The sequence below is a fragment of the Allocoprococcus comes genome (genome assembly GCF_013300725.1).
In the GTDB taxonomy this organism is placed as follows: domain Bacteria; phylum Bacillota; class Clostridia; order Lachnospirales; family Lachnospiraceae; genus Allocoprococcus; species Allocoprococcus comes_A.
On sequence record NZ_JAAIMM010000009.1, the window covers coordinates 17,576 to 41,575 of the forward strand.

The window sequence follows — 24,000 nt, forward strand, 5'->3', positions numbered from 1 at the left end:
ATTTTATCTATGATACATTCGCCTTTGTAAAAGCACATTCTTCACAATAGGCACTTCCATTTTGACTGCATTCGGGGTAAAATGGTAGCATCGCATTTATTACAAATATATAGAAGGAAGCAATATAATGGGATTTAAAACAGACACAATCGCAGCAATCTCCACAGCAATGACTAATTCCGGAATCGGAATCGTGCGTCTCAGCGGAGAAGATGCGTTTTCTATTATTGACAAGATTTACAAAGGCAAAAGCCCGAAGCTTCTGTCCGAACAAAAAAGCCATACCATTCACTATGGCTATATCATGGACGGAGAGCAGACGATTGATGAAGTGCTGGTTCTTTTAATGCGTGGACCGCACAGCTACACCGGTGAAGATACTGTGGAAATCGACTGTCACGGCGGTGTATTTGTCACAAGAAAGATCCTTGAGACCGTGATCAAATACGGTGCAAGGCCTGCTGAACCCGGTGAATTTTCCAAAAGGGCTTTTCTGAACGGCCGGATGGATCTGTCACAGGCCGAAGCCGTGATCGATATCATCAGCTCCAAGAATGACTATGCACTACAAAGCTCTGTAAACCAGTTGAAAGGCTCTGTCCACAATAAGATCAAAGAGATCCGTGAAGTAATCCTTTACCATACCGCATTTATCGAAAGCGCACTGGATGATCCAGAGCATATCAGCGTAGACGGATATGGTGACAGCCTTCTGGGCGTCGTAAAGGATCTGCAGCAGAAAATCCAGCGTCTTCTGGATACTGCCGATGACGGACGTATCATCAAAGAAGGCATCAAAACGGTAATCGTCGGGAAACCGAACGCCGGGAAATCCTCTCTGATGAACGTTCTGGTTGGCGAAGAAAAGGCGATCGTAACTGAGATTGCCGGAACCACAAGAGATGTTCTGGAGGAAAATATCCAGCTTCAGGGCGTATCTTTAAACATCATGGATACCGCCGGAATCCGCGATACCTCTGATATCGTAGAGAAGATCGGTGTGGATAAAGCAAAAGAAAATGCGGAAAAAGCCGATCTGATCATCTATGTGGTCGACGCATCCAGACCTCTTGATGAAAATGATCACGAGATCATCGAAATGATCCGGGATAAGAAAGCAGTGATCCTGCTGAATAAGAGCGACTTATCCACAGTTGTTGACAAAAAGGCATTAGAAACGTTGATAACTAAGCCAATGATCGATATTTCCGCAAAAGAGGAGACTGGGATCCACGAACTGGAATCTACTTTAAAAGAGATGTTTTATCACGGTGATATCTCATTTAACGATGAGGTTTATATCACCAATATCCGGCACAAAACAGCTCTTGCCGATGCACTTTCCAGCCTGAAAAAGGTAGCAGAGAGCATTGAAAACCAGATGCCGGAAGACTTTTTCACAATTGACTTAATGGATGCATATGAATCTCTGGGAAGCATTACCGGAGAAACGATAGGAGAAGATTTAGTAAATGAAATATTCAGCAAATTCTGTATGGGAAAATAAAGACGCATACGACATCGTTGTAGTTGGTGCAGGACATGCCGGCTGCGAAGCTGCCCTTGCCTGCGCAAGACTCGGCCTGAAAACGATTGTTTTCACCGTAAGTGTGGAAAGTATCGCCATGATGCCATGCAACCCGAATATCGGCGGTACCTCAAAGGGACACCTGGTACGTGAGCTGGATGCGCTCGGCGGTGAAATGGGAAAGAACATCGACAAGACATTTATTCAGTCAAAGATGCTGAATAAATCTAAAGGACCTGCCGTTCATTCCCTGCGCGCCCAGGCAGATAAGAACAAATACAGCAATACCATGCGACAGACGCTGGAAAACCAGGAGAACCTGGAGATCCGGCAGGGCGAAGTCGTCAATATCCTTGTGGAAGATAGTTCTGTAACGGGCGTTCAGACCTATTCTGGCGCTATATACCGCTGCAAGGCCGTTGTACTGTGTACCGGAACCTACCTGAAGGCAAGATGCATTTACGGTGATGTCAGCACACATACCGGTCCAAACGGGCTGCAGGCAGCAAATTATCTGACCGATTGTCTGAAGGAGCTTGGTATTAAGATGTACCGCTTCAAAACCGGTACACCGGCACGTATCGACAAGCGCAGCATTGATTTCAGTAAAATGGAAGAGCAGTTCGGCGACGAAAGGGTTGTACCTTTTTCGTTCACAACAAATCCGGAAGATGTGCAGATTGAGCAGACTTCCTGCTGGCTTACCTATACCAATCCGACAACCCATGAGATCATCCGTAAAAACCTGGATCGTTCCCCTCTTTATTCCGGTATGATCGAAGGCACCGGTCCACGTTATTGTCCGTCTATCGAGGACAAAATCGTAAAATTCGCCGATAAAGAACGGCATCAGGTATTCATTGAACCAGAAGGTCTGGAGACCAACGAAATGTACATTGGCGGAATGTCAAGTTCACTTCCCGAAGATGTTCAATATGAAATGTACAGAAGTGTCCCAGGACTTGAACATGCAAAAATAGTTAAAAACGCATACGCTATTGAATATGACTGTATCGACGCAAGGCAGCTTCATCCGACGCTTGAGTTCAAATCTATTCATGGTTTGTTCAGCGGCGGTCAGTTCAACGGAAGTTCAGGATATGAAGAAGCCGCCGCTCAGGGACTTATTGCCGGAATCAATGCCGCACTGGAGGTTCTTGGAAGAGAGCAGTTAATTTTAGACCGTTCCCAGGCTTATATCGGTGTTCTGATCGATGATCTGGTTACAAAAGAAAGCCACGAACCATATCGTATGATGACTTCACGTGCCGAATACCGGTTACTCCTGCGCCAGGACAACGCCGATCAGAGACTAACCGAAATAGGACACAAAATAGGGCTTATTTCAGATGAGAGATACCAGATGTTGTTAGACAAAGAAGAAATCATCCGCAAAGAGATCCACAGGCTTGAACATACCAACGTTGGAACTTCCCGGGAAATCACGGATTTTCTCACAAATTGCGGCAGTACACCTCTTACTTCAGGATCTACACTTGCTGAGCTTATTAAGCGTCCTGAGCTGAATTACGAGCTTCTGGAACCTATCGATCATATGCGGACAGAAAGCTTCAGCCGGGAGATTATGGAACAAATTGATATCAACATCAAATATGAAGGCTATATCAAGCGCCAGTTAAAACAGGTAGAACAGTTTAAAAAGCTTGAAACCAGGAAAATACCGGCAGATATCGATTACGATGCAGTTCCGAGCCTGCGAATCGAAGCTGTGCAGAAATTAAAGCAGTTCCGACCGCTTTCCATCGGTCAGGCATCCCGTATTTCCGGTGTCTCACCTGCCGATATTTCTGTATTACTGGTATATTTAGGACATTAGACCGCCAGATAACCCGACCTGTATTTTGATCTTTTTTTGGATATTACAGAATCCATTATTTCTGGTTTCTGTTTTTCCCTTTATATAGATGTGTACTTTTGGGGGCATCACCCAAAAAGTACACATCTATTTTCAAAGAAAGGGTTTTATCGTGTACTTTATAGGGTAAAAAGTATGTATTTCATCTTTTCGTATACCTTTTAGGTGCATGATTGTATTTATTTAAAAACATTATCACTTTATCGTGTACCTTGAAGGTGCTATCTTTCCATAAATTGTGTACCTATTTGGTGCAAAACAGTGTAAATTACTGTTTATTTTCCGCAAAGATGTGTACTTTTAGGGGGAAAAAGGAGCAATATGAGTAAAAGATTTGAGCAACAGCTTGCAGAATTAGGTATTGCATTAACGCATACCCAGTTTAATCAGTTTGATAAATATTACGAAATGCTGGTGGAATGGAACAAGGTTATGAATCTCACCGGTATCACCGAGTACGAAGAAGTAAACGAAAAGCATTTCATCGACAGCCTTGCATTAGTAAAGGCTCTGGATATCAGTAAAGTTCAAACCGTGATCGATATAGGAACAGGCGCCGGATTCCCCGGAATTCCTTTAAAAATCGCCTTTCCGCACCTGAAAATCACGTTGCTTGACTCTTTAAATAAGAGAATCCGTTTCCTTGACAGTGTGATTGAAGAGTTAAATCTTACGGATATCCATACAATCCACGGCAGAGCAGAAGATTTTGCCCGCCAGGCAGACTACAGGGAACAGTTTGACCTCTGTGTTTCACGTGCAGTGGCCAATTTATCTACATTATCCGAATACTGCCTCCCTTATGTAAAGGTTGGTGGATTCTTTATTTCTTACAAATCCGGTGATATTGTCAATGAACTTTCCGCTGCAAAAACCGCAGTACATGTCCTTGGAGGTACACAAAATAAACCAGTTGTATTCCAGCTTCCAGGCAGTGATATCAGCCGTTCATTTGTAAAGATCAAAAAAATCAAACCTACAGGGAAGAAGTTTCCGCGAAAAGCAGGGCTTCCTTCCAAAGAACCTATCCATGGATAAACAGCTGCACATGCCTGTAGTCTGTATATGCCGCAAGTGGAATTGAACTTTTTTTCTTTATCCCGACCTTCTGCTACTAATTCTTTTTTATGGCAGTTCAATTTTGGTTGTGTAGTATGTTCAATTTTTATCAGTTCAATTCTGTATGTTTTAAAAATGCATTTTTATTTCGCATACAGTTCTGCCAGAAATTTGTTTTTCTGTTTCATTTCAAAAAAGCGGGTAAGTTCAATTTCTTACCCGCTTAAAATCTGATTTTTTATTTTCATTTAGCTTGATCATTTTTATAAAAAGCCCAATAATCATCCTTTCGTTGTGTTTTTCAGAGAAAGACATTTTACATAGAAATTTTCTAGAGTTGCATGTCGGTTTTCATGGTGCTCATGAGCAGAATAAGCACCAGTTCTGTTTGTTATGATACCAGGGTCAAAAGGTCAGAAAGCCGATGCAAGTTTGCTTGCAAGAGGATTTTTGACCCCAACATTTTGTTATTAAATAATCATAAAAGTTGGGCAAGAACCATATATAACCAAATGCGGGATGTACGCTTCGGTGTACATCCCGCATTTGACTATATTGTGTACCTGAAAGTACTTTATATTATTCAGCAGAGAAAAGGATATCCAGCTGTTCTGCAAATTCTTCCGGTTGTTCAATTTGAGGAAGATGTTTCGTATCCTTTATACACATGCATTCTATAGCAGGCACATGCTTCTGATATTGTTTAGCAATTTCAATACTGTTTTCATCATATTGTCCAGAGATAATGCAGATACTATTTGTCGCCTTGCGAATGCAATGATAAATATTTGTCTTTGTATATCCACCTTTGATGCTTGCAAACAAATATTTTGAATGTGCGTTTTCATTATGAGCAGATTCATGATATATCTTCGTCATCTGATAATCTACCGCATCTTCGTCGTACAGATACTTATCCACAAATTTTTCATCAATCGCTTCTTTTGAATGAATAATGTTGTACAGCAGCGTACCAATAATCGGTATTTCGATAAGGAACTTCAGCGTCTTGGTTCTCTTATTCGGACATTTTGCAAGTTCCGTAAGTGACAGTGGATTCACCATACAGATCTTTCCAATCACGTTTTCATCATTTGCACATGCCATAACTGCAATAGCAGCCGATTCTCCTGTAGCCACAACATCTGCCTTTTCGCCAATGATATGTTTAATAAAATCCGTCAGCATTTGTACATAAAGGAAATTAGTATAAGTAATATTTGGTTTTTCAGATCGCCCACAGCCTAGCAGATCCACGGTATAAACAGTATGCTTTTCTGCAAGAATTGCTGCTACTTTTTTCCATTCTACGCCAGAGCTTTCTGCATCCAGATCATGAAGAAGCAGTAGTGGTTTACCATTTCCCTGTTTTCTATAATAGATTTTTCCAAATCTCCAGTCATAATAATTTCCTTCAGATAAGTTTAACAAACTGTCTTTTGTTGCCATTTCTATAAGCGTTTTATTTATCAGATGGATTGTAATCGTACCAAGTGTTGCTAAAATCGCGCAACTTTTCAATTTATTTTTCATTGTCAATTGCTCCCTTCTCCGAATCTTTTTTGTTCCGATTCAGCAAGATCATACTCGCAAATAATATCTGTTTTGTCTATTATTCCACCTTGCGGCTTATAGATAAGTATACCATAATCTCCTCACAGTTTAAAGATTTACATCATGTTATTGTTCCTTGGTTTTCGACAAAATGTTTCACGTGAAACATTTCGTCTCCTCTTTTCAGTTGCTCATAGCCAAATATATTTTCTTTTATCCATAATATGAGGTTGGTGTCAAAAGGTATTTTGACCCCTTTGATACCAGATTGCTACATGCTTGCACTCTCGCAATTCCCAAAAAAATTCGTAATCCGCTCATTTTTCTTTTAAAAAATAGCTACTTACTCATGTTTTTGACTGATCAAGAGGTCAAAAATCCTCTTGCAAGCAAGCTTGCATCGGCTTTCTGACCTGTTAACCTTGGTATCATAATATTTTCATACATTTTTTACATTTCACTTTATGTAGAATGTTTCACGTGAAACATTCCCTTATTTATAAAAAATGCCGAAATAAATGTTTCACGTGAAACATTTAGTAGATTTAGATAAAGTTTAGTGCTACAATTATACCTAGATGTAAATAAGACTTCATATATATTTGCACACTATTAGAAAGGAGGTAATTACAATGGGACGAATAATTGCCGTTGCCAACCAAAAGGGTGGTGTTGGAAAAACTACAACAGCGATCAATTTATCCTCGTGTTTAGCGGCGAAAGGGCAGAAAGTTCTCTCAATCGACATGGACCCACAGGGAAATATGTCCAGTGGTCTTGGTATAGATAAGGATAATGTTGACTATACTGTATATGATCTTTTAATCGGCGAAGCCACTATAGATCAGGTGTTACAGAAAGAAGCGATTGAAAATCTCGACGTAATTCCCGCAAACATTGATCTGTCTGGCGCCGAAATAGAGTTGCTCGATACCGAGAACAAAGAATACATTTTAAGAGATGAGGTGCTTAAGATAAGAAGTAATTACGATTACGTCATTATCGACTGCCCACCTTCACTTAGTATGCTGACAATCAATTCAATGACTACAGCAGATACAGTATTGGTTCCAATACAATGTGAATACTATGCACTCGAAGGATTGAGCCAGCTGATTAAAACAATCGAGCTTGTAAAAGAAAGATTGAATGAAAACCTTGAAATGGAAGGTGTTGTATTTACCATGTATGATGCCAGAACCAATCTTTCTCTGCAAGTTGTTGAAAATGTAAAAGATAATCTTGATCAGACAATTTACAAAACTATCATTCCACGTAATATACGACTTGCAGAGGCCCCAAGTCATGGTTTACCAATCAACTTATATGATCCTCGTTCAACAGGAGCAGAAAGTTATATGTTATTAGCAGATGAAGTAATTCATAAAGGAGAAGAGTAAGCATGACAGCAAAACGAGGCGGACTTGGAAAAGGTCTGGATAGTTTAATCAAAGAAAACAAAACCGCAAAACATACTGCACCGGTTAAAAAAGAAGTAGTGAATGCCGGACCAATCATGATGAAGATCAATGATGTGGAGCCAAACCGTGACCAGCCGAGAAAACATTTTGAGGAAGATGCTCTCTTGGAACTTGCCGATTCAATAAAACAGTTTGGAATCCTGCAGCCACTGATTGTTCAGAAACGGAACGATTACTACGAGATCATCGCCGGCGAGCGTCGTTGGCGTGCGGCAAAGCAGGCCGGTATCAAAGAGGTTCCTGTCATCATTAAAGAATACACAGATCAGGAAATCGTTGAGATTTCTCTTATTGAAAATATTCAGCGTGAAAATCTGAATCCAATCGAAGAAGCGCAGGCATACAAACGCCTGCTAAATGAATTCAGTCTGAAACAGGACGAGGTAGCCGAGCGAGTTTCAAAGAGCAGAACTGCTGTTACAAACTCCATGCGTCTTCTAAAGCTGGACGAGAGAGTACAGCAGATGATCATCGATGACATGATTTCAACCGGACATGCACGTGCTCTTCTTGCAATCGAGGATAAAGAGCAGCAGTACATTCTTGCCAATAAAGTATTTGATGAGAAGCTCAGTGTCCGGGATACTGAAAAACTTGTCAAAGAACTAAAGAAACCCAAAAAAGAAAAAGAAAAGCCTGTTATCCAGAATGCATTTGTATATGAAGATCTGGAGGAACGTATAAAGTCAATCATCGGTTCCAAAGTCCATGTCAATCATAAAGCAAACGGAAAAGGCAGAATTGAAATTGAATATTATTCGGACAACGATCTGGAACGTATATTTGAATTGTTAATGTCAATACAGGAAGGAAAATAATATATGGAAAGTAAAATTCTAAAGTCACTTGGAATTGATCCGGCGTATATATTTCTTTTTCTTATCATGCTGATCATATTGATGTTTCTTCTTTATATTAATGTCAATATGAAATACAACCGTCTGAAATCGAGCTATAACGTATTCATGCGTGGACAGGACGGCAAAACGCTTGAAGAAAGCTTCATCGCAAGATTCAATGAGCTCGATGAGCTTTCCAATATTGCCCACGAGAATAAAGCGGATATCCGCATATTGTATCGTGCGTTGCGAAGCAGCTATCAGAAAGTCGGTATTGTAAAATACGATGCTTTCGGTGAAATGGGTGGAAAACTCAGCTTTGCCCTCACAATGCTTGACAATGACAACAATGGATGGATCCTCAATTCCATGCACAGCCGAGATGGCTGTTACACTTATATAAAAGAAATTGTGCGTGGTGAAAGTTACATTGAACTCTCTGAAGAAGAGGCCGAATCACTAGATCAGGCCGTTTACCAGGAAATGTATGATCCGGATGTACAGGATGCGATCAAACCACAGTAATTTTGCCTGAATCCCTTGATAATCCTCAGGCAATAGAATAAGATGATGTTACCAGGGTCAAAAGGTCTGAAAGCTGATGCAAGCTTGCTTGCAAGAGGATTTTTGACCTCTTGACCCGCCAAAAGCATGAGTAAGCAGCCATTTTTCAAAGAAAAATGAGCGGATTACGAATGTTTTTGAGGATTGCGAGAGTGCAAAGCACGTAGCAATCTGGTATCAAAGGGTCAAAATACCTTTTGGCACTTACATCATAAAATATAAAAAAATAAAGGAATAAGACAGGAGAACAATTATGTTAGATATTAAATTTTTAAGACAGAACCCGGATGTTGTAAAAGAAAACATCAAGAAAAAATTCCAGGATGAAAAGCTTCCACTTGTAGACGAAGTAATCGAGCTTGACAAGAGAAACCGTGAAATCAAAGGTGAAGTAGAAGCACTTCGCGCTGAGAAAAATAAAGTTTCCAAAGAAATCGGTGCATGCATGGCTCATGGCGAAAAAGAGAAAGCAGAAGAGCTTAAGAAAAAAGTTCAGGAAAACGCTACCCGTATGGAAGAACTTTCTGCTGAAGAAAAAGAAGTAGAAGCAAAAATCAAAAAAGATATGATGGTTATCCCGAATATCATCGATCCATCTGTACCGATTGGTAAAGACGACAGCCAGAATGTTGAAATTGAAAAATTCGGTGAACCGGTTGTTCCGGACTTTGAGATCCCATACCATACAGAAATTATGGAAAAATTCAACGGAATCGATCTTGAAAGTGCAGGAAAGGTTGCCGGAAATGGTTTCTATTATCTGATGGGAGATATTGCACGTCTTCACTCAGCAGTTATCTCTTATGCACGTGACTTTATGATCGATCGTGGATTCACATACTGTATCCCACCTTTCATGATCAGAAGCAATGTTGTTACAGGCGTTATGAGCTTTGCCGAAATGGATTCTATGATGTATAAAATCGAAGGCGAAGACTTATATCTGATCGGAACAAGTGAGCATTCTATGATCGGTAAATTCATCGATACCATGCTTGATGAAACTGAACTTCCAAAGACACTGACTTCTTATTCTCCATGCTTCCGTAAAGAAAAAGGAGCTCATGGAATCGAAGAACGTGGTGTATACAGAATCCATCAGTTTGAAAAGCAGGAAATGATCGTTGTATGCAAACCGGAAGAAAGCAAAGAATGGTATGATAAGTTATGGAAAAACACTGTTGATCTGTTCCGTTCTCTTGATATCCCGGTTCGTACACTGGAATGCTGTTCAGGTGACCTTGCCGACCTTAAAGTAAAATCTTGTGACGTAGAGGCATGGTCTCCAAGACAGAAGAAATACTTTGAAGTAGGAAGCTGCTCTAACCTTGGTGATGCACAGGCAAGACGTCTTGGCATCCGTGTAAAAGGAAGCGACGGAAACAAATACTTCGCACACACACTGAACAACACAGTGGTAGCTCCTCCGAGAATGCTGATCGCATTTCTCGAGAACAATCTTCAGGCAGACGGTTCTGTCCGCATTCCTGAAGTACTTCGTCCATACATGGGCGGTAAGTCTGAAATCAGATAGAAAACGAGGTAAATTTTGCATAAATATTTAAACGCTATCGGATTCCACGATATCGCATCTGAACGCGAATGGTATCAGATTCTTCTTGAATCCGAAAAGAAATTTTCCGGATATGACCGTATTGCCCTGGACGAACACACAGATCTCTGTGAGCTTCGCAGGGAATACGGCAACGGAATTGGCATTTCTTCCTGCGGCTTTATCGATGAAAATGATGAAGAGTTCCGCAGAGAATGCTATTTCCCATATTTTTCAGGCAGTGGAGTCAGCTCTTATGCTGATATTGCAGTAGAGCAGAAAGCATCCTCACCGATCTATGTTGGTGTCTGCGAGGATGTAAAGCTCGGCTGCAGTATCATTTTCCATATCCAGAACGGAATGGAGTACATAAAAGAAGCCACTCTCGGCGGTCTGAACAAAAGTTCAATCTCTGTAACATTTTCCGGGCTTGCCTTAAGTGGGAAAATTTTGCTTCCGGTCACAAAGGATGAAGGCGCTGTGGACAAGAGAGCGGAAGATCTCCGCAACCGGATGATGCTTATGAGTGCAGCAAAGGAAGGAAATCCCGATGCCATTGAAAGCCTTACACTTGACGACATCGACACCTATGCTGCAGTATCAAAAAGGATCCGTGGGGAAGATATTTACAGTATTGTCGATACGCATTTTATGCCATCTGGTCTTGAATGTGACCAGTATGCGATCCTTGGTGAGATTCTGAATATCGATACCATCGAAAATCTTCTTACCGGGAAAGAACTTTATGTTCTTACAGTTGAAACCAATGAGCTTCAATTTGATGTATGCGTACCGGTTGAAAAGGTGATTGGCGAACCGGCAGTTGGAAGACGGCTAAAGGCACAGATCTGGCTGCAGGGGCATATTAATTTTTAGGAAAGAATTTTGACTTATATAAAAAGCATGACCAAATTTCTTTTGATTGAAAAATGGTCGTGCTTTTTGTATATGATACCAGGGTCAAAAGGTCAGAAAGCCGATGCAAGCTTGCTTGCAAGAGGATTTTTGACCTCTTGACCTGCCAAAACATGAGTAAGTAGCCATTTTTCAAAGAAAAATGAGCGGATTACGATTGTTTTTGAGGATTGCGAGAGTGCAAAGCACGTAGCAATCTGGTATCAAAGGGGTCAAAATACCTTTTGGCCCCAACATCTGTATATGCGTTTCAGGACATTCGGCTTTACATAAAAAAGTCCTGTAAAAGCTATTTCACATACCAAATCCCGCTCTGTTACCTCACACCATGATCATCCTCTTAGAAAAGCATTTGACATTTTCATGTTCAAAAGGTATGATATATGTATATGTTCTATTAGTTAAATGAGTATAACAAGCATCTCCTAAGCGCTTGTTGGGACGAAGATTTTTTGCTAACTGAATATGATGTGTCTCAGTACCTCAGTAGGATAGAGGGTTCGCCTCCTAAGAGAAAGCCGAGGCATTCCACAAGGGGAAAAAATGAAAAACAACTTTCAGTTCGAATCTATTCTGAAAAATGCCAAAGGTGACAACAAAGCATTCCCCAATTTGGGGAACGTTCTAATGTTACCGAATCGAAAAAATCTGTAGATTGACAACTCGAAAAAAGAGTTGATAATCTTATATATGGCCGAAGGGAAAAATCCCAGAAACCCAGTAAAATCAAGGGTTTGCGGCATGTGTCGTCATAGCTCAGCTGGATAGAGCACTCGCCTCCTAAGCGAGGGGTCGGAGGTTCAAATCCTCTTGGCGACGGGCTTCAAAGCGTTCGAAAATGTTAGCTGGATTAGCTGACAGCGAACGCTTTTGTTATTTTCTAATCACGTTCGTGACACAAAATTCCATTCAAAATGATCAATTTCCAGCTAACGCAATCCGATTTTTGTTAGCTGACAGCTAATCAAAATTACCGGTTTGCAAACATGGGTTTTAAGAAGTCCAGCTAACATTTGGGTTCCGCTCCGTTGTCACCCCTTATTCGGGGATGTAAATCAGAGAAAAGGCGGGAAAAGAAACAATCTTTCCAAAACCTGCAAACATGAATTAGCTGAAACAGTATTCAATTCTATTAGCTGTAGCTAATGGTCAAACAGCAATGTCTGTTTGGAACTTTACTATCTATAAAAGTTCCAGGCAGGCATTTTTTATTTCCTGAATCCTGGAGGAAAGGAGTCAAGATGACTGAGCCAAACAGACAATCAGGAGAAAACGAAGAAAGAATCATAGAAATTGAGATTGAGCGTCTTCGTCCGTTCAAAGAGCACCCGTTTCAGGTAAAAGATGATAAGGAAATGTTTCTTTTGCAGGAAAGCATTGAGAAGTATGGAATTTTAAATCCGCTGATCGTCAGACCAGTACCGGATGGATACTATGAGATCATATCCGGTCACAGAAGAAAACATGCTGCGGAGAAACTGGGATACCGTAAAGTACCGGTAATCATCCGGGTATTAAGTGAAGATGATTCCATCTTGAGCATGGTAGATTCCAATCTTCACAGAGAACGGATCAGCTACAGTGAAAAAGCTTTTGCTTACAAACTGAAGAATGACGTATTAAAAAGAAAAAGTGGTCGAAAAAAGAGCCAAGTTGACCACAAAACACCAAGAAAGCGGGCAATAGAAATCATCAGTGAAGATTGTGGTGATAGCCCAAAACAAGTGCAGCGTTATATTTCACTGACAAAACTGATACCGGAAATGTTGCAGAAACTGGATGATGAGATTATTTCTTTTTGTCCGGCTGTAGAGATAGCTGCATTAAGTGAAAAAGAACAAAGAGAACTGCTTGTAGCAATGGAGTATGCACAGGCAATCCCATCACTCTCACAGGCCCAGAGGATCCGGCAACTGAGTAAAGAAAAACAGTTGTCACTGGAAAAGATGGAAGAGATCATGTGTGAAGTGAAAAAGGGTGAGATCACAAGAGTGGCATTCACAAACGAGCAGTTGCACAAGTATTTTCCAAATTCTTATACACCGGCAATGATGAAACGGGAAATACTGGCACTGTTGAAATTATGGAAAAAAGAATCATGGGAAAGTTAAAGGAGGAAGAAATCATGTGTAAAGTTATATCCGTAGTAAACCAGAAAGGTGGCGTCGGAAAGACCACCACAACCGTAAATGTAGGCATTGGACTGGCAAGAGAAGGTAAGAAAGTGTTGTTGATCGACGCGGATCCACAGGGAAGTTTAACCGCAAGTCTTGGATATGAGGAACCGGATGATCTTCGCATCACATTGGCAACGATCATGATGGATGTCATCAACGAAGAAGAAATCTCTCTGGAAGATGGGATTTTACATCACCAGGAAAATGTAGATCTTCTCCCGGCAAATATTGAGCTTTCCGCACTGGAAGTAACGATGGGAAATGTTATGAGCAGAGAAATGATCATGAAAGAATATATCGATGCGATACGATGCCGATACGATTATATCCTGATCGACTGTATGCCGAGCCTTGGTATGATGACAATCAATGCACTGGTCTCTTCCGATTCTGTGTTGATACCTGTGCAAGCCGCATATCTGCCGGTGAAAGGACTTCAGCAGCTGATCAAGACCATTCTTACAGTAAAGAAAAGACTGAACCGGAAACTGGCGATTGAGGGCATTCTCCTGACCATGGTAGATTTCAGAACCAATTACGCAAGGGATATTGCATCGAGAGTACATACAACCTACGGAAGTCAGATCGAGGTATTTGAAAATGTGATCCCGATGTCTGTAAAAGCTGCTGAGACCAGTGCAGAGGGAAAAAGCATCTACATGCACTGCCCGAAAGGAAAAGTTGCCGAAGCATATAAGAACTTAACACAGGAGGTTTTGAAAAATGAAAAATAGAAGTGGCGAAAAGATTAAATTGGCAAGCATTGATGAACTGCTGGGTGTGGTAAATGAAGAATCTGCAATGGAGATAGAAATCAGTAAGATCCATCCGTTTAAAAATCATCCGTTCAAGGTGCTGGATGATGAAAAGATGCAGGATCTGGTTGAAAGTGTAAGGATCAATGGAGTACTGACACCGGTACTGCTTCGAATGGATGATAATGAAGAATATGAAATGGTATCCGGTCATAGAAGAATGCATGCAGCACAGCTTGCAGGACTTACGACTATTCCGGCAATCGTAAGAGAATTATCGGATGATGATGCCGTGATTGCGATGGTGGACGCTAACATTCAGCGAGAGGAACTGTTGCCCAGTGAGAAAGCCTTTGCTTATAAGATGAAACTTGATGCAATGAAAAGACAGGGGAGTCGGACAGATTTAACTTTGTGCCAAAGTGGCACGAAGTCGAGAACAGATCAGTTATTAGGAGAACAGGTTGGAGAAAGTGCACGAAGTGTTCAGCGGTATATCCGACTGACAGAATTAATTCCGGAACTTCTTGATCTGGTAGATAACAAAAAGCTTCAATTCACGGTTGCTGTCGATATCTCCTATATCGACAAGGAAGTACAGGAATGGATTTACGAATATATCAGCGACACCGGATTTATCAAGCCAAAACAGATTGCAGCACTCAGAAATCAGCTGAATGATGGACCAATCAATCAGATCCAGATGTTATCAATTTTCAATAACTGTGTGATGGCAAAGAAAGTATCCCGGTCTCTTACTTTCTCAGAAAAGAAACTGACAAAGTACTTTCCGGATGATTATACAGCCAAAGATATGGAGCAGGTGATTGAATCATTATTAGAAAAATGGATGCAGGAACAGTCCTGTTAAGGATAGAAAAAGCTAAGAAAACAAAGTCAAAGAAGTTTAAAAAGAGGACTTCTTAGCAGAAAATGAAAGGAGGAAATTATGGAGAAAAAAATGACATTTAATTATTTTTACGGTACTGAAGCTGATCAGTTCAGCTTCTACCGCATACCAAAAGCATTATTTACAGACAGTTACTTTAAAGATTTATCAAGCGATGCTAAAATTTTATATGGACTGATGTTGGATCGAATGTCTCTTTCCATCAAGAATCAGTGGTTTGACGACAAAAATAGAGCATATATCTACTTTTCCATCGAAGATATCATGGAATTACTGAACTGTGGCAGAAATAAAGCCATCAAATCCATGAGAGAACTGGATGACGAAACAGGGATTGGCCTGATTGAGAAACGCAGACAGGGATTTGGAAAGGTAAACGTCATCTACGTGAAAACCTTTATGCCTGAGAAAACAGATGAGAAAAAATTTGAAGAGGAATTAAAGAAGTTTAAAAAACAAACTTCTGTGGAAAATGAGGAACCCGCAGAAGTTTACAATTCAAACTTCATGAAGTCCCAAAATCAAACTTCTAGAAGTCCCGAAAACAAACTTCAAGAAGTTTACATTTCAAACCCTAATAATACTAATCTTAGTGATACTGAAATGAATGATAATAAATCTAATCATATCATATCTGTGGATGAGAAAAGATTTGATAGCGATAATCGCTCTGAGGATTATCAGGCTTATGAAAACCTTGTCAAAGAGACCATTGATTATGAATCACTGGAAGTAACCCATCGTGACGATATGCGGCAGGTAGATGAAATCGTGAACCTGATTGTAGAGACTGTGATGTGTAAAAATGACAAGATCTTGATTGCCAGCAACTGGTATCCGGCATCACTGGTGAAGAAAAAATTTCTGATGCTGACCTATTCACATATCGAGTATGTCTTACACTGTATGAGTGGTAACACCACAAAGGTGAAGAACATCAAGAAATATTTATTAGCAGCTTTGTTTAATGCACCGTCAACGATGAACGGGTATTATCAGGCAGAGGTGAACCATGATATGCCAGGACTGGTAAGATAGGAGGTGCACATGTTTATTTTAAAACTTGTTGGGAAGATATTATTACTGCCGGTATGGCTGATCCTTTTTGTGATCGGCTTGGCAGTAAAAATGACAGTACAGACTTATGCGGTTGTCAGAGGAATCCTTGGGTTTATATTCACTTTATTGATCATAGCGACTGCATACTGTTACCATGACTGGGTACAGGTTGCATTCCTGTTTTCGCTGAGTGTTATTCTGTATCTGATCCTTTTTGCAGGAGTGTTCGTAGATACTGTACTGGACATGACAAGAGAACGTATTATTGATTTTATTATATCGTGAGGAGAATATGAAAATGAGTGAAAACAATGATTATATTCAGTTACCACCACTAAAAAAAGACACACCATCTGATATGGTAGCATTTATGTGGGAGTACATGAAAGTACCGGAGAATTCAAGAGAAAAAGTTAAGAATCTGCTTAAAGATGCAAATGAAAATGGAGTAAAATTAAGTCATCAGACACCAACCCTGTATGATGTTGTCCCAAAAGAAGAAATTGCTGAATTTGAAGAGCTTATGCGCAAAACCATAGCTGACATTGTATCAGAAGCCAGTAGCGTTGCCTGTTGGGTGTATGTGCAGAAATATGTGAAACAGAAAACTCTTGATGAAATGCTGCAAGAATTGCCAGGAGCAGGCCAGTTTATCATTGTCATGGATACCTGGTTCGAAAGACTGATGGTGGATCAATAGAAGTTATGATAGAATGAAGAAAACGATTTGATGTGCAAATCGAAATTTGTAGGATTAGTAAATCTCGATTTTGGGAAATACAAGAATGTGTCTCATTATGGTTTTAATGCGGTTTGTAAGGAGAAACAATATGATTGGGTTTGTTATTGCTTGCCACTTAGCGACAGCCCCTAAAATGGCGCAAAAAAACAGAGGCCCTTATTCTGGAACCTCCGTTTCTCTGGCTTTCTTAATGCCCTCGGCTGTGGCTTCTATTACAACAAGCTCTTTTTCATTCATAGAATTTAGGAGCACATCAATGTGCTTTCTGCAAGAACTTGACCTTGCCCCTCCGTCCGCATGAATAAACTGGTCAACTGAAACGTCAAACATCGTAATGAGTTTAACAAAAAGGTCGAAGCTGGGATAATGACCTTTGTTCTCAATATTCATAATGGTACGGGAGTCACGGTCTACTAATTCCGCAACGTAGGCTTGTGTCCAGCCCTTTTCTTCTCTGGCTCTTTTGAGAGCTGCCCCGAGGCCGTGAAAGTCAAACCTTCTTTCATCTTGGTTCATTCTCATATCACCCTATATCATTGTACATTTCGGGTTGGATTATGAGAATGTAATGAAACTTTATGTAAGGTAGTATTTCATTTCACTATTCACTTGTAAAATCTTTATGTAAAAGCCAACAGGCTATATAATTTATGAAGAAATAATTTTTTCAAAAATTCGTCCGCTGTAACATTTCACGGACATTTGCCTGTTATACTATCTGCAAAAAGCAAAGGAAGTGAGGATATGAAGCAGATTTTAATTGTCGAGGACGACAGTTTTTTGAATAAGATGTTGGCCTATAACCTGACCGCAGACGGCTACGGCGTGACTTCTGCCCTAAATGCCAGAACCGCAGCCGAAGCCATCCGCCAGCGGGAATTTAATTTAGTGCTGCTGGACATCAACCTGCCGGACGGGAACGGTTTTGAACTGTGCAAGCTGATAAAGCCCCAGCACCCGGATACCATCGTGATTTTCCTGACCGCCAACGATCAGGAGAGCGACCAGATACGGGGCTATGAGGTGGGCGCGGTGGACTACATCACAAAGCCCTTTGTGATCGGGGCCTTGCAGCGGAAAATCAAAGCCATGTTCGCCATGCTGGAACACCACAAACCGGCCAAGGACATTTACGACGACGGGCGGCTGTTTCTGGACTTCTCGGAACAGACGGCTTCCTTAAATGGCAAGCCCCTGACCCTATCCCCGATGGAGTACAAAATGCTGAACCTGTTCCGCAAAAATCCCCGGCAAGTGCTGACCCGTGGGCAGCTTTTGGAAAAGCTGTGGGATATAGACGAAAGGTTTGTAGACGAACACACCCTGACAACTTCTATCAGCCGGATTCGCAGCAAGATTGAATCCGACGGCGGCGCGCCCTACATCAAGACCGTTTACGGCATGGGCTATCAATGGACGGGAGGCGAGGCAAAATGAAGTTTCAAAACCTCTCGGTAAAGCGGCTGTTTGGCCGGGTGGCAATAGGGTTTGCCCTCTCCATGTCCGGGATCACCATAGCCCTTTTTCTTGTGACAAAACAGACGGCGGTGCTGCTGACGGGCGGGGCGTTGCTGTTGTGCGCCCTTGTAGGGATTTTTGTACTGACGCAGGCGTTTGGAAAACGGTTATCACAGTTTACCGCTGACCTGTGCCAGACCTTAGACCACATGATTGCCGGAAATGAAGCGCCCCAGCGGCCAGAGGACAGCGAAACCCAGCTTGCCAGAATCGGACACCGGCTGGCAAGGCTTTACCAGATCATGCAGGAGAACCGTCGCCGGGTGGACGAGGAACGGCAGGAGTTACAGACCCTTGTATCGGATATTTCCCATCAGGTGAAAACGCCGGTAAGCAATCTGAAAATGGCGACGGACACCCTGCTGGAAAAGCCTATGGCCGAGGCAGAGCGCACCGACTTTATCCGGGGAATCCGCAGCCAGACGGATAAGCTGGACTTTCTCTTTCAGGCCCTTGTGAAAACCTCCCGTCTGGAAACAGGCGTGATCCAGTTGGACAAGAAACCGGGCCGCCTCTTTGATACCGTGGCACAGGCCATGAGTGGGATCGTGTATGCAGCGGAGAAAAAGGAAATCGCCGTGTCCGTGGACTGCCCGGAGGATTTGACCGTTTCCCATGACAGCAAGTGGACATCGGAAGCCCTCTTTAACCTGCTGGACAATGCGGTGAAGTACACCCCGGCAAGCGGGAAAATCGCTGTGTCTGTGGTGCTGTGGGAAATGTATGTGGAAATCAAAGTGACCGACACTGGCAAGGGCATTTCCGAAAGCAATCAGGCTGCTATCTTCCAGCGCTTCTATCGTGAGGAAGAAGTACACGAACAGCAGGGTGTGGGCATTGGCCTGTATCTGGCCCGCGAGATCGTAATGCGTCAGGGCGGCTATATCAAAGTGGTTTCGGAGCCGGGCAAGGGTTCGGAATTTTCCATTATGCTTCCATTGCGTTGAGAGAAACTTTCTGCTTCGGGTCAAGTTGGCCCGAAGTGCAGAGATAAAATGAAATGTCCGAGCGTTGTAACATTTCACCTCAATTTTCAATGAGTTTTTTTAGCCGCTGTAACATTTCGCGGACATTTGGGTTTTACAATACACTTATCAACAGGTAGGAAGCCTTGAAAGGAGTTTTGAATATGAGCGTTTTACAGACGATTGACCTGAAAAAGTATTACGGTACAGAACCGAACATTACCCGCGCCCTTGACGGCGTAAATTTCTCCGTGGAGGACGGCGAGTTTGTGGCTGTTGTGGGAACCTCTGGTAGCGGCAAGTCCACCCTGCTTCACATGATGGGCGGGTTGGACACTCCCACCAGCGGAACCGTGATTGTCCGAGGCGAAGAACTGGCAAAGAAGAACGACGAGCAGCTTACCATCTTTCGCCGCCGCAACATCGGCTTTATCTTCCAGAACTATAACCTTGTTCCCATCTTGAATGTGTATGAGAACATTGTCCTGCCGGTGGAGTTGGACGGGGACACGGTGGATCAGAAGTTTTTGGACGAAATTGTTCACCTACTGGGGCTGGAAGATAAACTGAAAAATATGCCGAACAATCTATCCGGCGGACAGCAGCAGCGTGTGGCGATTGCCCGCGCTCTGATTACCAAACCGGCTATTGTGCTGGCCGATGAGCCAACCGGTAACCTTGACAGCAAGACCAGCGCCGAGGTGCTGGGACTTATCAAGCGCACCAGCGCGGAGTTCCGGCAAACCGTTGTAATGATTACCCACAATGACGACATAGCCCGCCTTGCAGATCGGATTGTCCGCATTGAGGATGGCAGGATTGTGGAATAAGGAGGTGGCAAGCTATGACATGGCCTTTTGAAAATGATACCAGTGACATTGAAAAGAAGCTGGCAAAGCGCAGTTTGCATCGTGAACGGCAGCGTAATTTATTTGCAATCATTGCTCTTGTGCTAACTGCATTTATGATAACTGCGACATTCAGTATTGGTTTTAGTTACTTTGAAACCTACCAAATGCAACAAATTCGGTTAATGGGAACTACCGCTGATGTCGGAATCACAAATGTAACAGAAAATCAGTTGGTTGAAATTTCAAAATCAAACCTTGTCCTTGACGTAGGTATACAGCAGCGTTTAGGCAGTGTTGATACAGAGCAACTGCAAAATGCGAGATTAGGTATAGTTTGGATAGATGATACCGAGTGGGGAACCCACCGTCTGCCTACTATATCAAGTGTTGTAGGAAATTACCCATCAAGTAAAAACGAAATTATGCTACCTACATGGGTGCTTGAACAGATGGGCATTTCTGATCCGCAAATAGGGATGGAGATTGTGTTGTCGTACCAAATTGGCGATAGCTATAATTATGTCTCAGACACCTTTTTGCTGTCGGGCTACTATACGGACTACATTCCAATGCGCACAAATAATCGTGGTTATGTTTATGTTTCATCCGCTTTTAAGGATAGCTTAAATGTATCACTGGATAATAGTGTTACGGCAATGATCCGTTTTCAAGGCAATGATAATGCTGACAAAAACTGTGAAAGATTGCGGCGTGAGATTGACTTTACAGAAGGGCAAACATTTGAAATTGTACCATTAGAACAGGCAAATGGTGGAACTATTATTTTAGCTGTAATAATTTTAGCAGTTTTTATATCCTTTAGCGGCTATCTGCTGATTTATAATATTCTTTATGTCTCTGTCGTAAAAGATGTGCAATTCTATGGCCGTCTTAAAACGATTGGAACGACCCAAAGGCAGATAAAGAGAATTATCTATAAGCAGGCAATCAGAATCTCTTGTATTGGTATTCCGATTGGTCTGTTACTTGGTGCGGTTGTTTCCTTTGGCATTGTTCCTTACTTCCTGAATATGATGTATTCAACAAATTCTGATGTGGGAACAAAAGTATCTTTTTCGCCGTTTATTTTCATAGGAGCGGCCATATTTACGTTCATTACCGTTATGATTGCAAGCATGAAGCCCGCCAAAATTGCCGGAAATGTTTCACCAATAGCAGCACTCCAATATACAGCAGCCAGCACAAAGAGCAGCGCCAGAAATTGTAGCAAAATGAAGTTGTCCAGAATGGCATGGAACAATGTCTTTCGTAATGCTAAGAGTACAACCCTTGTTTTTGCATCGCTTTTTTTCGGCCTTTCCTTGTTCCTTGTCGTCACAGGGCTATTACATGGTTTAAGCCCGGAGAATTATGTGAGCCAATGGGGAGTAAGCGATTTTGCACTCACATATAGTATCCACGAAAGAGAAGATTTAATTTCCAGCGAAATGGTTTCAGAGATTGGTCAGCTTGACGGCATTGAGAATTTGAGGTTGACCTATGCACCTTATCCTCAAGTAGCAGCAGATGTTGTATATGACGATGCTGTATTTCACGAGTTTCTTGCGTCATTAGACGGAGTAAACGGCATTGATTTTTCTGATCCGGCAGAATTAGAAAATTATCAGCAAAACTTTTTTAGCGGGGTTTTTGGAATTGACAGTGCATATTTGGAAGAAATCAATAAAACCTTAAACTTGCCTATTGACACGTCTGCCTTTGAACAAGGAAAGGTTGTGCTGCTGTCCAAAACAGTAGAAGACCTTATTCAGCCGGGGCAGGAAATAACAATCCAGACGCAGAACGGACAGCATTCCTTTATTGTAGCGAACGGTTATTTGAATGAAGGGTTTCGAGCAGGAGGAAGCAATGAGAGAGGGACGGCTCCTGATTTGTATATTAGTCAAACAGCTTTGAAAGAACTCTTTCCGCAATATAGAGTGTTCCGCGTGGCCTTTGATACGGATGGTCAACATGACGAAAGTATACTGCAAGAATTAAAGCAAATCACCGCATCACAAGCTAACATTGATATTATATCCCGATATGAACGGCGAGAAGAAATGCAGGAATATCTCATTACAGTAAAGGTTTTAGGAACAGGGTTGTCCGTGATTCTGCTGCTTGTTGGTGTCATGAACTTTGTCAATACAATGGTTGTCAATGTAAATACTCGGCGCTATGAATTAGCTGTTCTTGAAAGCATTGGAATGACAAAGCGACAAATCAAACGAATGCTATTTATGGAAGGTTTCTATTATTGGGGCGTTTCCCTTTCCCTTGCAGTCACCATTGGAACAGCAATCTTCATCTTGCTATATATGATTTTTAGTAAAGTGGCCTATTATGCTGTTTTCTCCTATCCATTTATCCCACTGGTGCTGGTGTCTGGACTGGTGTTGCTAATCTGCCTTATTGTGCCTATATGGGTCTACAAAACTGACGTTAACCTTCCAGTTGTGGAGCGATTGCGGTTGACAGAGTGAGTTTAATCAAATAGCAAAATGTGTTTATTTTTGATTACTCTTGGAGAACCAGTCTCTTATCCTGTCAATCAGGTTGACGGCTTTGAATTGACCATTGAAAAGCCCACATGGTCTCCGTTTAAGGGATATACCATTCGCTGGGCTGTTACTGCGAATTCTAAAGAAATCTATTCCTTCGGTGAGGATGGTAGTCCTGGCTTTGAGTATCTCGAACGCCACATTGACGGGCAATGGTATCGTTTGACATATTCGCAGGATATATTTTCTTTTAATAATTTAGAATTCTCATTGGGTGGAGACAGTACGGGCTTGCAGGGAAGTATTGTTCAAAAATATGATTATTATGGAACTCGCTTGGAGGCGGGAATCTATCGTGTAGTATTAGAAATGAAGGCAAAGGACGGAACACCGCATTATTTGGCGGCTGAATTTGATGTTGAGTAAATAAGCAGAAAGACAACTTCAAGTTTACAGAACTGAATCAAAAGAGCTCGAAGGAGCTCTTTTTCCTTTTTTATAATAGTATCATTATGGTATAATAGAGACATTAAAATCGGAATTTCAGGAGGTGTTTTTATGCCACAAATGAATAAGGGAGGAAAATTTATTTTCGGGAAATCACTCATTCGGACGGATGGAACATTGCGGATTCCACCGCAGGCAATGGAAGAATATCACATTGCAGATGAAGGAAAAGTATATCTTTTTACCGGAAGTAAGATTACCGGTGGCTTCTGCGTCACCCGGAAAGGCCTTTTGCATCCGTCGAAACTTGGTCACATTTTGGACGATACTCCACCGTTGCTTGACTACTCAGCAGGTTCTGGCGAATTCATCAAATACAAGGGGCGTTCCTACTGCTGGGTAGAGATTTCACAGGAGGGGCAAATTCTTCTTACGAAGAAAATGATGGATTTTTTGAAGGTGAGACCCGGAATGGAGCTGCTCTCTATCCGCAGTAGCGACATCGCGTTTACGATGGGAGCTAAAGGACCGCTATTGGAAAAAGCAGAAAACTATGATGGTGAAATTCCGCTTTTTTAAGTGTAACAATTCCAGTTTGCAGAGCTGACAATCTATCATTTTATCAAAGTAAGATAATTACAATCAATAACGCCGGTGCGGGATTTTGATATCCAGTACCGGCGTTATTGATTCTACAGGGGCTT

The 24,000-nt window shown here is 41.8% G+C and carries 22 protein-coding genes and 1 tRNA gene; 21 read left to right on the top strand and 2 right to left on the bottom strand.

Going from position 1 to position 24,000, the window contains the following annotated elements; all coding sequences use genetic code 11:
* Positions 1 to 127 precede the first annotated feature (127 nt).
* From mnmE to rsmG, 3 genes are all read left to right on the top strand, one after another.
* Positions 128 to 1,507 carry a tRNA uridine-5-carboxymethylaminomethyl(34) synthesis GTPase MnmE gene (mnmE, locus tag G4407_RS06480; protein WP_173688217.1) on the top strand — a complete coding sequence of 460 codons (1,380 nt, stop codon included), beginning with the start codon at positions 128 to 130 and terminating at the stop codon, positions 1,505 to 1,507.
* A complete protein-coding gene (gene mnmG / locus G4407_RS06485; RefSeq protein WP_173688218.1) occupies positions 1,473 to 3,365 on the top strand; it encodes a tRNA uridine-5-carboxymethylaminomethyl(34) synthesis enzyme MnmG in 1,893 nt (630 codons plus the stop codon). The genes mnmE and mnmG overlap by 35 nt, the downstream gene beginning before the upstream one ends.
* A gap of 360 nt (positions 3,366 to 3,725) precedes the next feature.
* Positions 3,726 to 4,442, top strand: a complete 717-nt coding sequence (rsmG, locus tag G4407_RS06490) for a 16S rRNA (guanine(527)-N(7))-methyltransferase RsmG (RefSeq protein WP_173688219.1) — start codon at positions 3,726 to 3,728, stop codon at positions 4,440 to 4,442.
* A gap of 600 nt (positions 4,443 to 5,042) precedes the next feature.
* On the opposite strand, the gene G4407_RS06495 is transcribed toward rsmG, so the two are convergent.
* Positions 5,043 to 5,996 (bottom strand): alpha/beta fold hydrolase, encoded by a 954-nt coding sequence (locus G4407_RS06495; protein ID WP_243868775.1) that lies wholly within the window; start codon positions 5,994 to 5,996, stop codon positions 5,043 to 5,045.
* Positions 5,997 to 6,649: 653 nt separating this feature from the next.
* Between G4407_RS06495 and G4407_RS06500 the strand changes: the two genes are divergently transcribed.
* The 12 genes from G4407_RS06500 (at position 6,650) to G4407_RS06555 (ending at position 16,969) form a co-directional block, all read left to right on the top strand.
* Positions 6,650 to 7,417 carry a ParA family protein gene (locus tag G4407_RS06500; protein ID WP_173688221.1) on the top strand — a complete coding sequence of 256 codons (768 nt, stop codon included), beginning with the start codon at positions 6,650 to 6,652 and terminating at the stop codon, positions 7,415 to 7,417.
* Positions 7,418 to 7,419: 2 nt separating this feature from the next.
* Positions 7,420 to 8,316 carry a ParB/RepB/Spo0J family partition protein gene (locus G4407_RS06505; RefSeq protein WP_173688222.1) on the top strand — a complete coding sequence of 299 codons (897 nt, stop codon included), beginning with the start codon at positions 7,420 to 7,422 and terminating at the stop codon, positions 8,314 to 8,316.
* Between the two features lie 3 nt (positions 8,317 to 8,319).
* Complete coding sequence (locus tag G4407_RS06510) at positions 8,320 to 8,862, top strand: DUF4446 family protein (protein WP_173688223.1); 543 nt, start codon at positions 8,320 to 8,322, stop codon at positions 8,860 to 8,862.
* Positions 8,863 to 9,154: 292 nt separating this feature from the next.
* Positions 9,155 to 10,435 carry a serine--tRNA ligase gene (gene serS / locus G4407_RS06515; RefSeq protein WP_173688224.1) on the top strand — a complete coding sequence of 427 codons (1,281 nt, stop codon included), beginning with the start codon at positions 9,155 to 9,157 and terminating at the stop codon, positions 10,433 to 10,435.
* Positions 10,436 to 10,450: 15 nt separating this feature from the next.
* A complete protein-coding gene (locus G4407_RS06520; protein ID WP_173688225.1) occupies positions 10,451 to 11,329 on the top strand; it encodes a DUF3881 family protein in 879 nt (292 codons plus the stop codon).
* Between the two features lie 784 nt (positions 11,330 to 12,113).
* A tRNA-Arg gene (locus G4407_RS06525) sits at positions 12,114 to 12,187 on the top strand.
* A gap of 326 nt (positions 12,188 to 12,513) precedes the next feature.
* Entirely contained in the window at positions 12,514 to 13,479 is a 966-nt protein-coding gene (locus G4407_RS06530; protein ID WP_055160129.1) for a ParB/RepB/Spo0J family partition protein, read from the top strand.
* Positions 13,480 to 13,493: 14 nt separating this feature from the next.
* Positions 13,494 to 14,279 carry a ParA family protein gene (locus G4407_RS06535; RefSeq protein ID WP_055148854.1) on the top strand — a complete coding sequence of 262 codons (786 nt, stop codon included), beginning with the start codon at positions 13,494 to 13,496 and terminating at the stop codon, positions 14,277 to 14,279.
* On the top strand, positions 14,269 to 15,171 hold the full coding sequence (locus G4407_RS06540; RefSeq protein ID WP_101872287.1) for a ParB/RepB/Spo0J family partition protein: 903 nt from the start codon (positions 14,269 to 14,271) through the stop codon (positions 15,169 to 15,171). The genes G4407_RS06535 and G4407_RS06540 overlap by 11 nt, the downstream gene beginning before the upstream one ends.
* 78 nt (positions 15,172 to 15,249) lie before the next feature.
* Complete coding sequence (locus G4407_RS06545) at positions 15,250 to 16,248, top strand: DUF6017 domain-containing protein (RefSeq protein ID WP_101872286.1); 999 nt, start codon at positions 15,250 to 15,252, stop codon at positions 16,246 to 16,248.
* Between the two features lie 9 nt (positions 16,249 to 16,257).
* Positions 16,258 to 16,554, top strand: coding sequence for a hypothetical protein (locus tag G4407_RS06550; protein ID WP_005349852.1), 297 nt, complete (start codon positions 16,258 to 16,260; stop codon positions 16,552 to 16,554).
* A 7-nt stretch (positions 16,555 to 16,561) separates the two neighbouring features.
* The gene (locus G4407_RS06555) at positions 16,562 to 16,969 is read left to right on the top strand and encodes a hypothetical protein (protein WP_101872289.1); all 408 of its coding nucleotides are present in this window, start codon (positions 16,562 to 16,564) and stop codon (positions 16,967 to 16,969) included.
* Between the two features lie 198 nt (positions 16,970 to 17,167).
* Here G4407_RS06555 and G4407_RS06560 read toward each other — a convergent pair whose 3' ends face one another.
* Positions 17,168 to 17,527 carry a helix-turn-helix transcriptional regulator gene (locus tag G4407_RS06560; protein WP_101872283.1) on the bottom strand — a complete coding sequence of 120 codons (360 nt, stop codon included), beginning with the start codon at positions 17,525 to 17,527 and terminating at the stop codon, positions 17,168 to 17,170.
* A 228-nt stretch (positions 17,528 to 17,755) separates the two neighbouring features.
* Here G4407_RS06560 and G4407_RS06565 point away from each other — a divergent pair, with 228 nt between their 5' ends.
* The 6 genes from G4407_RS06565 to G4407_RS06590 all read left to right on the top strand — a co-directional run bounded on the left by G4407_RS06565 (position 17,756) and on the right by G4407_RS06590 (position 23,875).
* A complete protein-coding gene (locus tag G4407_RS06565; protein ID WP_007890426.1) occupies positions 17,756 to 18,448 on the top strand; it encodes a response regulator transcription factor in 693 nt (230 codons plus the stop codon).
* On the top strand, positions 18,445 to 19,476 hold the full coding sequence (locus tag G4407_RS06570) for a sensor histidine kinase (protein ID WP_101872282.1): 1,032 nt from the start codon (positions 18,445 to 18,447) through the stop codon (positions 19,474 to 19,476). The genes G4407_RS06565 and G4407_RS06570 overlap by 4 nt, the downstream gene beginning before the upstream one ends.
* Before the next feature lie 182 nt (positions 19,477 to 19,658).
* Positions 19,659 to 20,324: an ABC transporter ATP-binding protein gene (locus tag G4407_RS06575; RefSeq protein ID WP_101872281.1), complete on the top strand. Its 666-nt coding sequence runs from the start codon at positions 19,659 to 19,661 to the stop codon at positions 20,322 to 20,324.
* A gap of 14 nt (positions 20,325 to 20,338) precedes the next feature.
* Positions 20,339 to 22,831 (top strand): ABC transporter permease, encoded by a 2,493-nt coding sequence (locus G4407_RS06580; RefSeq protein ID WP_101872280.1) that lies wholly within the window; start codon positions 20,339 to 20,341, stop codon positions 22,829 to 22,831.
* Between the two features lie 30 nt (positions 22,832 to 22,861).
* Positions 22,862 to 23,275 carry a hypothetical protein gene (locus tag G4407_RS06585; RefSeq protein ID WP_243868777.1) on the top strand — a complete coding sequence of 138 codons (414 nt, stop codon included), beginning with the start codon at positions 22,862 to 22,864 and terminating at the stop codon, positions 23,273 to 23,275.
* A 132-nt stretch (positions 23,276 to 23,407) separates the two neighbouring features.
* Positions 23,408 to 23,875 carry a hypothetical protein gene (locus G4407_RS06590; RefSeq protein WP_005340973.1) on the top strand — a complete coding sequence of 156 codons (468 nt, stop codon included), beginning with the start codon at positions 23,408 to 23,410 and terminating at the stop codon, positions 23,873 to 23,875.
* Positions 23,876 to 24,000: the final 125 nt, after the last annotated feature.